This window comes from Shewanella pealeana ATCC 700345 (assembly GCF_000018285.1).
In the GTDB taxonomy this organism is placed as follows: domain Bacteria; phylum Pseudomonadota; class Gammaproteobacteria; order Enterobacterales; family Shewanellaceae; genus Shewanella; species Shewanella pealeana.
In genome coordinates this window covers 2,344,334-2,358,036 of record NC_009901.1, presented here as the reverse complement: position 1 = coordinate 2,358,036, position 13,703 = coordinate 2,344,334, and the positions used below count along the sequence as shown (strand labels likewise).

Here is a 13,703-nt window from a genome sequence, read left to right as displayed (position 1 = left end):
TCCCCTATATTTCGAGAACTATTTTAGTGGTACATCCTCATTGATATTAACCTCGCACCGATTTTATTCACACTGTTGACATAACAATCGTATATAACGTGTTTTTATTCATAAAAAAAGAGGAGCTAATGCTCCCCTTTCGTTGATTCTACTTGGGCTGCCGCCAAAACATGGCAGCTATGGCTGGTAGGATAATTATTGCCCCCAACATATTTACCAAAAACATGAATGTAAGCAAAATCCCCATATCCATTTGGAACTTAAGAGCCGAGAAGAACCAAGTACTCACACCAATCGCTAATGTCAGTCCAGTGAAAATCACCGCACTTCCACGTTCGACTAGTGCCTCATAATAAGCTTTTTGTACCGGCATCCCATCTCTTAGACGTACAGCCATGGTCGATAAGATATAAATACCGTAATCAACACCAATACCCACACCTAGCGCAATCACGGGTAAGGTACTCACGGCCAGTCCAATATCGAGCTGAGTCATTAACGCCTGCGCCAATGTGGACACCACATACAGAGGCAAAATCACTGCTATCGTCGCTCTTAGTGACCGGAAACTGATAAGACATAGAATAAACACCGCGCCGTAGACATAAAGCATCATAGGTAGCTGTGCTTCTGCAACTGCTTCATTGGTTGCCGCCATGACGCCGACAGGGCCCGATGCTAACTTAAACTGGATTTTGTCGTTATCGAGCTCTTTTTGTAACTTATTAACCTTATCGATAACCAATTCAATGGTTTCAGCTTTATGATCTTTTAGGAACAGATAAACCGGCATCACAGAGCAATCGCTATTGAGTAACCCTGAAGTTGTCGGTACGCGACCAACCGCCTGAACCAAGCTTGCTGTGGTGCGTGGCAAAACACTCCACTTTGGATTGCCTTCATTAAAGCCAGAATTTACACGCTTTGCCACCGATGCCAAACTCGCCGTAGCCTCGACTCCAGGTGTGTTACTAACCTGCCACTCAAACTCATCAATTTGAGTCAATACAGAATGATACGTACAGGCTTCAGGGAATGCCTCAACAATCACTGTCATCACATCTGTTGTAATAGAGAACTTATCAGTAATAAAGAAAGTGTCTTGATTATAACGAGAGTCTAAATGCAGCGCGGGAGCTCCGCCTTGTAGATCGCCAATTTTCATCTTATTCGCTTGCTGTAAGCCAACCGCATAGAGCAATCCTGTCACAATCAAGACCCAAATCGCGTATTTTGGCGTAGCGAAATTAGATAGCTTAAGCCAGATGTTATTTACAGGGTTTGGCTTATTATCTTTACGAGGCGTCACTGTTGTAAAAGAGATCACCAGCGGCAATAAGATTAGGTTTGTTAAAATTATCACAGCAACACCTAAAGAAGCTGAAATCGCGAGCTCTCGAATGATACCAATGTCGATGGCTAATAGCGTCATAAAACCTATGGTGTCAGACAACAGCGCAACACCACCTGGAATAAGCAGACTTCTAAATGCCAGTGCCGCGGCTGCCTTTGTCGTTTGTCCATCGGTAACGCGTCGTCTTACCGCATTAATCATCTGTACGCTGTGACTTACACCAATGGCAAACACCAAAAATGGAATAAGAATAGACATAGGGTCTAAACCAAATCCGATGACGGTTAATAACCCTAATTGCCAAACAACTGCAATCAAACTACATACTAACGGCAAAATTGTTAGCGCTACCGACTTAGAGAAAAAGTAAACCATCACTGCAGTCACTAAGATAGCAATAAGGAAAAACAGCAGCACTCCTTTTGCACCGTCGGCAACATCTCCGGCCATCTTAGCAAAACCAATGATATGAATTTTTATTTCATCGGTTTCATACTGTTCACGTAACTGCTCTTCTAACTGTGCTGCAAACGCCAAAGTATCTAAGGGTTCGCCAGTTTGCGGATCGAAATCCATTAACTGCGTACTCACCATGGCTGCCGAGTAGTCTTCAGCAATCAAACGGCCGACAATACCTGCTTTTTCGATATTACCTCGAACAGTTTTTAAGCCTTGCTCTGTGGTAGAAAAATCCGCGGGAATGACAGGACCACCAGCAAAGCCGTCTTCAACGACTTCAGTAAAGCGCGTAGATGGCGAGAACAGTGATTTAACTTGTGCTCTGTCTACACCAGGTATAAAAAATAGCTGATCATGTACATTTTTAAGTGCATCAAAGAAATTTGGATTGAAAATGTTCCCGCTCGTATCTTCTACTGCCACCATGATGCTGTTGGCACCACCAAACTGTTTCTGGTGCTTCAGATAGGTTTGCATGTAGTTGTGGTTAAGTGGAATGTTTTTAACAAATGCGGCATCCATTTTCAGGTTACTCGCTTGAATTCCAAGGAAGATAGTCGTTACCGCAAACAGTAATATAACGAAAGCTCTATGACGGAATAGATAAGATTCGAATCCATTAACTAATTTATCTAACATAGTAAGGTCCTATTATTTTTGTTCTAATTTGATGAGACCTTTATTACCAGAAACCCATAAGTTTCCTTCTGAGTCTTTAGCAATAGCGACTAAGTTTTCACCCTGTCGTTGCTCTACAAGTTGGCTTTTACCCGAGTCAGATATATCGATAATAACACCGGCATTACCGACTAATCTTAATGCGCCCTCTTCGAGCCCTATTCCGGCATTAACCGTGGAATCAGTGGGAAGATGAACCTTCTGCCAATTAACTAAACTCAGATCCGACTTAAAAACATTGCCCCTCAGTCCCATCACAAAAGCGGTTTCATCGACAATGATCGCGTTGAATAAAGAACCTTCATACAAAAAATCTTGTTTTAGCCAGTTTTGGCCTTGATCAGTTGAAGTGGCAACTAAGCCTAACTCACCAACCATAATGAGTGTGCCATCAGTTGCTTGAATAATGCGGTTGAAATGGGGTAGTAATGTACTTCGCTCTGAAAGGTAAAGGGCTTCATCCTCAGCCTTTAATTCTTCCAAATATGCAACGTCTTCTTCAAACAGCAGTTCTTGATGGTATTCACTATTCCATGTCTTACCACCATCATAGGTACGGTAAAATAGACCATAAGCACCAACCGCTACGCCATGTTGCGGAGTAAAGAAAAGAATATCTAATAAAGGCTTTTCAATTTCTTCAGACTGCATTTGAACTGACCAAGTCTGGCCACCGTCCCTTGTATGCAGGATAGTTGCGTCATGGCCCACAGCCCAACCTATATCGGGCGCAATAAAAAAGAGCTTAGTGAGTAGGGCTTGTGTTGGGGTATTAACCTGTTTCCAAGAGTTTTGATAAATGAATGCGTGTCCTCGTTCACCGACGGCAACCAAGGTTTGTTGATTATTTGCGATATCTAAAACTAATGAGTTTACAGCAAGAGGCTGAATTTGTTGTTCGAATTTATTCTCTTGTGCTAGTACAGGTAATGACTGAAAAAGACTAAATATACTCAATGTTGAGATAAATCGAAGCATGCTAAACGACATACAGACTTCCTTAAAAAAATGAAAGAGGGGCCCGAGCCCCTCAACAAGTGGGTTTAACGAATACCTGCACGGCGTAATGCCGCTGGAGTAAAGTTTGCTTCACTTAATTTCGCATCGAAGTCATACATACGGCCTTCATTATCTAGACCCATCGCAATATAACGACGAGACTGCAGATCATGGAACACTTCTAATGTACTCCACTGGGTAGGCACTTCGTAATAGTTCAAGCCATGGGCTATCGCCACTCGATAGAGTTCATCTCGGTTATCGTAAAGATCGGCAACAGACACCTGCCAAGAGTCTTCATCAATGTAGAAAGTACGCGCCTTATAGATATGGCGCATGCCGTCTTTAAGCGTCGCTTTTACTACCCAAACACGGTGTTTTTCATAACGAACATATTCAGGGTTGATGTGGCCAGGAGTGATGATCTGCTCATACTCAAGCTTATCAGAGTGCAACTTGTAGTCGTTATAAGGGATATAAAGCTCTTGCTTACCCACTAACTCCCAGTTGTAACGTACTGGTGAGCCGTTAAACATATCGAAATCATCGGTTGTTCTTAGGCCATCAGAAACGGTACCTGGGGTGTCAAATGCCACATTGGGTGCCTTACGTACGCGGCGCTGCCCCGTGTTATAAGTCCATGCTTGACGTGGTAGCTTCTCTTGATCCATTGTCTCTTTAACTAACAAAGCAGTACCCGCTAGACGCGCGGGCTGAGTAACAACTTGCTTAAAGAAGAACAGAGTGTTGTCTTTACTCAGCTTATCTAACGTCATCTCTGGGCGAGAATACTGAAAACGGAGTTCTTCAGTGGTTTCAACCAAGGTATAGCTACCACCGGCAGTTGGTGCTGCTTGGCTACGAGAGGTTTTAAGGTCAACACCGCGGAAACGTAATACATGGTTCCAAATAACTTCTAGGCCATTTTCAGGCATAGGGAATGGAATACCAATAGATGCACCTTTAATACCGTTGCCACCATCGATAAGCTCCGCACGAGTTGCGTTCTCTTTGGTTGCATCATAAACAAACTGAGGCACTGAAGCTGAGCGACGTGTTTGGTACACATTCATCTTGAACGTTTCAGGGTATAGCTCAAACAGTTTTATCTGACCATCTGAAAGATACTCTTTGTATTTATCTTTATTGGCATTGGTAATGGTAAATTCAATTTTGTCGCTAGGAAAAGGATCCGGATGATGCATTCCTTTACTGTAACCAGCCACAGGTTTAGTGATCCCACCATCCCATGCTGGAATAGAACCATCGGCATTAGCGGCCTTTTCACCACCAAGTGGAGTTAACTCTGTACCTAATTTAGCAGCATCTGCATCAGAAACCTTAGCCAAAGCACTTGATGCACTTAACGCTATCATCACTGCTACAGGCAACATCGCAAGTTTATTCATTGTTATTGTCCTTGTGATTTTAGATTGAATATTTAATGTTGAACGAAACGTAATCTCGGTCAGCCATCGCATTGGTTGTCCCTACTCCACCGAAGAAAGTATTGTATGAGAGATCTGCGGCCCAACGACTCTGATAATCGAAATTAACGCCTAAAGCGACTGACTTCTTGCCTTCAGTAAACAGGAACATTGGATCTGGTGTAATACCATCAACGTCATGGGAGAAAATGACTCGAGGTGCAATGTTTACACCGCCCCATACGTTGTTGTAGTCAGCTTTAGCTACTAAACGATATCCCCACGCAAAATCAGTTGGGAATGGGTTGGTTTCTGGACCGTTATGAACGGCTTCGATAATACCTGGCATATCAGGGTTACCGCCCGAACGAGAAGTGCCTGGACCGTTCAGTCTCAACTCATCATGACTTGGCATATCGTGGATCCATACACCACCGACTTCAGCCAGCATAGTCAGGTTATCGGTACCTAATGTAGGCCCAAATAGGTGAGTAAAGGTTGTCTGAGCCTGAGTGGTATCTAAACGAATAAAGCCTTCAGCATATTCGCCAGGACCGTAGTTTTCGACTTGTGAAATTCCATCAAATTCTGGGTTTAAACCCGCATTAGCGAGTTGCTGCGGCATTGCGGCAAAGAGTAATTCAACATCATCAATCTGCAGTGGTTCATCCAATCGATGGGCAATTTCCCCCGCAACAGATGTGTCACCGACTAACGTATTAAAACTAAAGCCCATCAATTGAATATCTTCAGGGTAAACAATCTGTGCTTTAGAGAATGTCTCTAAGGCTAAAATATCTTCGCGAGTCATGGCTTCGCCAGATTGCGCTTTACCACCAAGACGTTGTAAATCGCGGGCTATTGCATCTTCGTTAAAGTTAGCCGTAGTACCGCTGATTAGTGGACGACGACTATGGTAGTTCATGTAATACAAACCAAACTCGGTCTCGCCCAATTGAGGCGCATAATAACCAAGTTTTACACCCCATTGACCGTCATCACTTGCAGAAGCAGGATCTTCAACCAAAGTTGCTTTCGTCGGATAAGCCAATGCAAGTCTAGCTAAATCGACTGAATCAACCTGCCCAGACCCCACCATACCCACAAGGGTATTATATTCAGATAGCAAGAAATCGAGATTCATATCAGGATTAGAGTTAAAACCTAACTGTGCGTTTTGGTTGTAACCACCGTAACCGGCAAAATCATTAGTTGAGAAAATTGACCCCGGAGTTGGAACCCAAACCGGCTCCCAATCATATTGATAAAAACCTTCAACAGATAAATTATCTGTCACGCCAAATGATGCCCACACCATACCTTGCGGCCTAAAGGCTTCTTTCAGTTCGGCACCAGGGGCATTAAGAATGTTCAAATCGACGGGGTTAATTACACCTATACCGTGTGCAATCAAGGTGCTTTCTCCCCAAGAGACAACCTGATTACCGACACGGATAGAAAGTGGATTAGCACCATCGTTAAAATCGAAATCAGCATATACAAAAGCATCCAATAAACGGATGTCTTTACACTGGACTTCCGATGCCTTGCTATCGGCGCAAGGGTCAAACTCTTGTCCCGTTAACGGGTCATTAAAACCAAAATCACCATCGTTGAGTTTGCGATCATAGAAATACATGCCACGTGCAAACAGGCCAAAATTTTGGTATTTCAATGACAACTCATGAAGACCTTTAACAATCTCTGATGTGGTGTCCCCCTGAGAGTACAGCAAGTTACTTAGGTCACCATTGCTCGAGTAAGATCCAGGTTGTGCCCAGATCTCAGCTGAGCTGTACTTGGTATCGCCAAAAGCCGAGTAGCCAGACCAATCGAAACGAGGGTGGTTTACCTTACCAATTTGGTTGTCCCAATCTCTGCCTTCAACACGCCAACTTGCACCAGCAGTCCAAGTCGAGTCAAATGTTCCTTCCACTTCACCCCAATTGAATGAGACTGCGTTAGCTTGGTTTGTTATGCCAAAACCGAGCGCCGCAACTATCCCCAAAGCGAGCGTCGACTTATTAAAGCCTTTTTTTACCTTTTTCATTTTAGCTTCTCTCCGTAACCTGCTGGATTCTTTTGTTATAGGAATTAGTAGCCAACATTCTGTTAACTTACAGGTGACACCATTGTTACAGCATTTATACGAAGTGAGCAAGGATGAAATTTAGAAAATCTTCAAAAGATTTCGTTACTTAAGAGGCATATTCTTGATGGTTTTTACTGCTGTATTTAAATCAGTATTAGGTAAAGTTAGATCTTATGGCTCTATAGGTCATTTGTTATTTGATTACAATGACCTATAAAGCGGACTTTGGAAGATGGCGTGCCGTTTAAAGCAATCGACCGTTTGAAGTAATTACTCTAAACCTTGGTAAGGCTGATCAGGTTTCCTTGACTATCGACGACCATATTAAAATAGGCTTTTATACCTGTGCTAGATAAGAAGGGCCTAAAATGACGTGCATTGATCCAGAGGGTTCGCCCCTTGATATCGACCACTTCAACTTTATTAACCTCACCACGATAGTAAGGAAGAAACTCTTGATAACTGATATTCAGCGGAAATTGAAAAATTTGATGGGATACTACCAAAACTAACTCTCATAAAATAATGGACCTCAATTCTGTGCTCATATATTACGATGAGTGAGAATGAGATCCAATATATTCTATTACATTTTAAGCTAATGCTTTTGTGACTTTCTCATATAGGTCTTTCGATAAACCTTCAATTGCAAGAATACGTTGCAGCTCATTTTTCATCAGTTCCTGCCTATGAAGATCGAACTTCTTAAACTGGATTAATGGCGTAATAATGCGCGCTGCGACTTGCGGGTTAAGTATATTCAATTTAATAATCGCATCGGTTAGAAAAGAGTAACCAGCGCCATCATTACGATGAAATTCAAATGTGTTTCCAGCAGCAAAAGCCCCGATAAGAGAACGCACTCTATTTGGATTATGAAAGCTAAATGCATCATGTTGAAACAGTGATAACACGGTATTAATACAATCACCGCTATTAAGCGTAGCATGCAGTACTAGCCATTTATCCATCACTAATGGTGTTTTAGCCCATTGGCTCTCAAACTTAGCCATTAACTCGTCACGAATTGCTGATGACTCACAGTTTAGTGCAGTTAAAGCTCCTAAACTATCCGTCATATTTTGTGCCGATTCAAACTGAGCTTTAGCGAGAGTGCCATAGCTTTTTTCTATTTTAAGCAACAAGCTTAAACACACATTCTTAAGTGCACGAGAAGATGCTTCATCAACATTCTGCAACTCACGTACCATGGCCAATAGCTCATCTTCACAGCCAGAAGCAATTTCAAGAACGACAAACTCTCTAGCAAGAGCAAGATTATCCAGATCTACCGATGACTTTTGCTCAATCAAGGCATTAGCACTAGTTAAGGACAAAATTTCAGCCATCAGTGCTCTATCCAGCTCTTGAGACAGAATCACGCCCTTAAAAGCGTCCAAGATCCTTGGGTCTATATACATAGCTTGCTTGCTTTGTAATTTATCGATATTTTGCCAAACTGATTGGCTAAACAGTGAAACGGATGCTTCCCACTTCGCGACCTCACTGTTGGCAAAACGCATAATATGCACCAGTTGCTCTACAGAATAGTTGAAGTTTAATTTAACTGGCGCGGAAAAATTTTGCAGCAAAGAAGCAATAGGTTTTTGCTTAAGCCCTTCAAAAGTGAAGACTTGTTTTGCTTCTGTAAAATCTAGTACCTTATTAAAAATCGATTGGCCATCAACATCTACAAGTTCGACATCGAAAGGAATATGTAATGGCAATTTCTCAGTCTTGTCTGGCGTCGCCGGTGTCATTTGCGATAGTGTCAACTGGTACACATTAGCCTGTTCGTCATAGTGTTCTTCAACATCAACTTGAGGCGTGCCAGCTTGGCTATACCAACGTCTAAATTGGGTTAAATCAACCTTACTAGCATCCTCCATCGCGGCAACAAAATCATCGCAAGTCACTGCTTGGCCATCATGGCGTTCGAAATACAGCTTCATACCTTGCTGGAAAGCCGCTTCTCCAAGCAAGGTATGCATCATTCTAATAACTTCGGCGCCTTTGTTATACACTGTGACCGTGTAGAAGTTATTCATTTCAATAACAGACTCAGGCCTGATCGGATGAGCCATCGGGCCAGAATCCTCAGCAAACTGCTGGTTTTTCATTACCTTAATGGCATGAATACGATTAACAGCACGCGAGCCTAGATCGGAGCTAAACTCTTGATCTCTGAAGACGGTCAAACCCTCTTTTAGACTCAGTTGGAACCAGTCACGACAGGTTACGCGATTACCAGTCCAGTTATGGAAATACTCATGACCCACAACCGACTCGATTCCATGGTAGTCATCATCGGTTGCTGAGGCTTTATCGGCTAAAACAAATTTAGTATTGAAAACATTTAGGCCCTTGTTTTCCATCGCGCCCATATTGAAAAAATCGACCGCAACTATCATGTAGATATCTAGATCATACTCAAGGTTAAAGCGGCTCTCATCCCAAGACATCGACTTCTTAAGCGAGGCCATAGCGTGATGCGCCTTGCTCAAATTACCTTTGTCGACAAAGACCTGAAGCTTAACTTGTCTATTACTACAGGTTGTAAACTTGTCTTCTAGTAAGTCAAAATCACCAGCAACGAGTGCGAACAGGTAAGCAGGTTTAGGGAATGGATCGTGCCACTTGGCAAAGTGCAGACCAGTGTCTAATTCACCGCTTTCTATTAAATTGCCATTACTTAACAGGTACGGGAATGCTTGCTTATCTGCTTCTATACGCACGGTATAAACAGCTAATACATCGGGCCTATCTAAGAAATAAGTGATCCGTCTAAACCCTTCTGCCTCGCACTGAGTACAGTAGGCTCCATCAGACATATATAAGCCTTCAAGACTAGAGTTTGCTTCAGGATCAAGCTGAGTAACGATCTGTAGTTCAAAATCGTCCAGGCTAGTCTCAATTACCAGTTCACCTGCTAATTGATTATATTCGGCCGCAGCACCATTAATTTTAACGCTAAGCAAGGTTAGTTCATCGCCAACCAATACAAGCGAGTCATTATGGTTACCTTGACGAATAACTTTACTGGTAGCGACAACTTGTGTCAGCTTTTCTGCAAGAGTGAAATCTAAGTCGATATGAGAAATTTGAAACTTAGGTTTTTGGTAATCTTTGAGGAATTTGGCTTGTGGCTGGGACATGAATAAACCTCTTCTTATTAATTTTGGATTAAAAAAAACGCGCATTAAGCGCGTTTTCTTATTAACTTTATATTACTTGTTTTGATTTTTAGCTAATTTTTCAATATCCGCTAAATCCAAAGTAATGTATGCGGTTTCATCTAAGAATGCATCTGCAACTTCGACGTCATCAGGAATATCATCTAATGATTTAACTTTTTCTTGGCCTTCTTTTACAAGCCTTTCGTTAGCACGGTCTAATTGTTTTTTCTCATTGTCTTCACGCTCGGCTAAGCGTTCAGTCTTGACTAATGAGACCGTTTTATCATCATGATTTTCTTTAAACTCAGCTATATCTTGGAAAATATAGCCAAATTCAACATCAGTTTTAATTCTATCTTGATGCTTACTATCTAAGCTGGCAATCAGCTGAGGATAAATTTCGCTTAGCGTACCGTACTGCGCAACAGGAACTTTATCCCAAGGTAACGCATTATCTTCTTCAGCTTCACCGTATTCACCAGGCTCTAATGCACTTGGGAACGGAATATCAGGTGTCACACCTTTAAGCTGAGTACTGCCACCATTAATACGGTAGAACTTAGCAATCGTATACTGCACATGACCAATAGGTTTTTCGTACATATCGTAGATGCGGCCTAAGCTCTTGTGCTGCTGAACAGTACCTTTACCAAAGGTCGATTCACCCACAATCAGCGCTCGGTCATAATCTTGTAGTGCGGCAGCAAAAATCTCTGAAGCAGATGCACTGTATCTATCGACCATCACAGTCAGTGGGCCATCATAAGTGACACGACCGTCATTATCACGGTTTTGAGAAACTCGACCATTAGCATCACGAATTTGTACCACAGGACCTTGTTCAATAAACAAACCGGTTAATAATGTCGCTTCCGTTAAGGCGCCACCACCGTTACCACGAAGGTCAATGATAATGCCTTCAACTTTCGCTTCTTTTAATTCAGCCAACTCTTTAGAAACATCTTTAGACAGATCCATGTAAAAACCTGGGATCTGAATAACACCGACTTTTCGATTAGCATAAGGTCCATCTGTCGGCTCAATCACTTTAGATGTTGCAGCACGATCTTCTAGACGGATCTTGTCTCGAACAATGGTCAGCTCGAAAGTCTTCGCGCTTGTACCACCTTTCTTAGGCAAAATTTCTAGAATAACTTTACTGCCTTTAGGGCCTTTGATCAGCTCAACGACATCGTCCAATCGCCAACCAATAACGTCGACAATTTCACCGCCATCTTGGCCTACACCTACAATTCTATCTTCTGGTGACAACTTCTCACTCGTGGCTGCTGGACCGCCAGCAACGAGACTCTTGATCACGGTATAGTCATCATCAACTTGAAGCACTGCGCCAATGCCTTCAAGGCTTAGGTTCATTTCCATCTGGAAACGTTCGGCATTGCGTGGTGAAAGATAACTAGTATGAGGCTCCACAGTGCGAGCAAAGGCGTTCATCACCCCTTGGAACACATCTTCACTGTGTGTCTGACTTAGACGCTTAATCGAGTTGTTATAACGCTTCTCGAGGATAGTCACGATTTCATCCCAATTCTTTCCGGTTAAAGAAAGATTCAGGGCATCGTACTTAACGCGTTGGCGCCAGAGTTCGTTTAGATCAGCTTCAGTCTTTGGCCAATCCGCATTCTCGCGGTCGAACTCATATTTATCGCCAGGAACATCAAATGCCATCTCTTCATCAAGCAGTGATAATGCGTAAGCAAATCGTTCGTAACGTCGCTTTTGTACTAATTCAAACATCGCATATGCTTCGCTTAAGTCGCCACTTTTCAACATGTTGTCAAATTGAGTCGAGTAAGGTTTAAAGCTATCGATATCAGATTGCAGCAAAACATTCTTACGGTAATCCAACTGCTTTAGATAACGTTCAAATACTTGCTGTGAAAATGCATCATCCATGTCGAAGCGATGATAATGAGAACGGGTAAATAGTCCAGTAACACGTTTACTGGCTACTTTATGCTGCGGTTCCTGCTTTAGAGCGGGTAACTCGCTGAATTGAATAGTTGGGCTAACAGCCCACGCCGAGAATCCGACAAAAATACCGGCAATGGATACAGCCAGAGAAAGTTTTCGCATCAACAAGTCACTCCTTTAGGTGCTCTTAAGCCATTACAGCAGTATGTGTTCAGCTCTAACTTTGATGGTTAAACCAGAGTCTAACTGAACTTGAACATCTTCTTTTTTGATGTCCAAAATCACACCAGCAACTGGTGCTTTACCTAATTTGACATTAACACGCTGGTTTGGTTTCAATTCAGTTAAAACCGCAGGCGTTAAATTTTCTGCCACAACAGGCTCTTTTGCAGGTTTGCTGCTTTGAGCTGGTTTTGGACGCTTAGCAACTGGCTTCTTAACAGGCTTCTTTGCCGTTTTAGCTGCAGGGTTCGCACTCTTAGCCTGCGCCACTCTCTTAGCCTTTGCTTTGTCTTGGCTTTCTTTTAGTGTAGCTGCCGCGTGGTCGATGTGCTCTTGTTCTAGCTCACCACAAGCATTGCCATCTAAATCGATACGCTGTGCGCCAGCTTTAACGCATTTAAGGTAACGCCAGCTACTGGTGTATCTTCTTAACGCGATTCTGAGCTGAGTTTTACTGACTTTAGAATCATCAGCTAACCTTTCCGCTAAATCTTGAAACAATCCAATTTTTAATGGCTTAGTTTCGCCTTCAGCTATAAAGCACAAAGGAAATGTTTCATACAAATACGCAAGAATAGCGTTGGTATCGGTCAACTTTTCTGTTGATTCCATCTTTACTTCCACAGTTTTAAAAAAGGGACACCGCCGACGAGCTCAATCGCTCGAATCAACTTAAGTGTCGTTTATATTTGTCTGATCTAGGCACAAACCACAAATGAAAAATTGTTAACATCTGTTTTTAGCCCCTAAAACCAAACCTACCTTAGCAACTACAAATCACAAACTCCATGTATTCATAAGTCGAAATAGATGTGTCTGCTTTTTTCATTACTCAAACCGCTTATTATAGAGAGGCTTCAAATGATTGCGACCTACAATTAGCAATAATTGGTCGTAGATTAACCAATTAGGCAAATTTCGAGACTTTTTACCAAAGTTTCGACGCCTTGTTGATCAATTTCACTGAATCTGGATAACGATGGGCTATCAATATCCAGTACACCGATAACAGTTCCGTTTTGACGTAATGGCACAACTAACTCAGAATTACTCGCACTATCACAAGCGATATGACCCGCAAATTGATGAACATCATCGACTCGCTGAGTCGAGTTAGTTGCTACCGCAGTTCCACAAACGCCTTTACCGATAGGGATCCTTGAGCAAGCAACCTTTCCTTGAAAAGGGCCGAGAACCAATTCATCATTTTTCAATAAATAAAACCCCACCCAATTGAGATCGGTAAGGTTGTCATTTAAGAGTGCTGAAAAGTTTGCTAATGCTGCTATCGTATCATCTTCGCCATCCAGTAAGGCCAGCACCTGACGATTCAAAGTATCATAAAAAGCATTTACCATTAA

General features: G+C 42.4%; 9 protein-coding genes. All 9 read right to left on the bottom strand.

The window, feature by feature from the left end; genetic code table 11:
• Positions 1–148: 148 nt before the first annotated feature.
• Positions 149–2,452 carry an efflux RND transporter permease subunit gene (locus tag SPEA_RS10160; RefSeq protein ID WP_012155181.1) on the bottom strand — a complete coding sequence of 768 codons (2,304 nt, stop codon included), beginning with the start codon at positions 2,450–2,452 and terminating at the stop codon, positions 149–151.
• 12 nt (positions 2,453–2,464) lie between these two features.
• Positions 2,465–3,481, bottom strand: a complete 1,017-nt coding sequence (locus tag SPEA_RS10155) for a WD40/YVTN/BNR-like repeat-containing protein (protein WP_012155180.1) — start codon at positions 3,479–3,481, stop codon at positions 2,465–2,467.
• Between the two features lie 53 nt (positions 3,482–3,534).
• Positions 3,535–4,899 carry a DUF1329 domain-containing protein gene (locus SPEA_RS10150; RefSeq protein ID WP_012155179.1) on the bottom strand — a complete coding sequence of 455 codons (1,365 nt, stop codon included), beginning with the start codon at positions 4,897–4,899 and terminating at the stop codon, positions 3,535–3,537.
• A 19-nt stretch (positions 4,900–4,918) separates the two neighbouring features.
• Positions 4,919–6,967: a DUF1302 domain-containing protein gene (locus SPEA_RS10145; RefSeq protein ID WP_012155178.1), complete on the bottom strand. Its 2,049-nt coding sequence runs from the start codon at positions 6,965–6,967 to the stop codon at positions 4,919–4,921.
• 317 nt (positions 6,968–7,284) lie between these two features.
• Positions 7,285–7,515 carry a DUF2835 domain-containing protein gene (locus tag SPEA_RS10140; RefSeq protein ID WP_012155177.1) on the bottom strand — a complete coding sequence of 77 codons (231 nt, stop codon included), beginning with the start codon at positions 7,513–7,515 and terminating at the stop codon, positions 7,285–7,287.
• An 87-nt stretch (positions 7,516–7,602) separates the two neighbouring features.
• Positions 7,603–10,164: an aminopeptidase N gene (pepN, locus tag SPEA_RS10135; protein WP_012155176.1), complete on the bottom strand. Its 2,562-nt coding sequence runs from the start codon at positions 10,162–10,164 to the stop codon at positions 7,603–7,605.
• A 72-nt stretch (positions 10,165–10,236) separates the two neighbouring features.
• Positions 10,237–12,282: a carboxy terminal-processing peptidase gene (prc, locus tag SPEA_RS10130; protein WP_012155175.1), complete on the bottom strand. Its 2,046-nt coding sequence runs from the start codon at positions 12,280–12,282 to the stop codon at positions 10,237–10,239.
• Positions 12,283–12,315: 33 nt separating this feature from the next.
• A complete protein-coding gene (gene proQ / locus SPEA_RS10125; protein WP_012155174.1) occupies positions 12,316–12,954 on the bottom strand; it encodes an RNA chaperone ProQ in 639 nt (212 codons plus the stop codon).
• Between the two features lie 287 nt (positions 12,955–13,241).
• On the bottom strand, positions 13,242–13,700 hold the full coding sequence (gene msrC / locus SPEA_RS10120) for a free L-methionine (R)-S-oxide reductase MsrC (RefSeq protein ID WP_012155173.1): 459 nt from the start codon (positions 13,698–13,700) through the stop codon (positions 13,242–13,244).
• Between the last annotated feature and the right edge of the window lie 3 nt (positions 13,701–13,703).

Excerpts from the sequence above, each read along its gene's own strand:
- msrC (WP_012155173.1), bottom strand. The coding sequence starts at position 13,700 with ATGGTAAATGCTTTTTATGATACTTTGAATCGTCAGGTGCTGGCCTTA.
- pepN (WP_012155176.1), bottom strand. The coding sequence starts at position 10,164 with ATGTCCCAGCCACAAGCCAAATTCCTCAAAGATTACCAAAAACCTAAG.
- prc (WP_012155175.1), bottom strand. The coding sequence starts at position 12,282 with ATGCGAAAACTTTCTCTGGCTGTATCCATTGCCGGTATTTTTGTCGGA.
- SPEA_RS10155 (WP_012155180.1), bottom strand. The coding sequence starts at position 3,481 with ATGTCGTTTAGCATGCTTCGATTTATCTCAACATTGAGTATATTTAGT.
- SPEA_RS10160 (WP_012155181.1), bottom strand. The coding sequence starts at position 2,452 with ATGTTAGATAAATTAGTTAATGGATTCGAATCTTATCTATTCCGTCAT.
- proQ (WP_012155174.1), bottom strand. The coding sequence starts at position 12,954 with ATGGAATCAACAGAAAAGTTGACCGATACCAACGCTATTCTTGCGTAT.
- SPEA_RS10145 (WP_012155178.1), bottom strand. The coding sequence starts at position 6,967 with ATGAAAAAGGTAAAAAAAGGCTTTAATAAGTCGACGCTCGCTTTGGGG.
- SPEA_RS10150 (WP_012155179.1), bottom strand. The coding sequence starts at position 4,899 with ATGAATAAACTTGCGATGTTGCCTGTAGCAGTGATGATAGCGTTAAGT.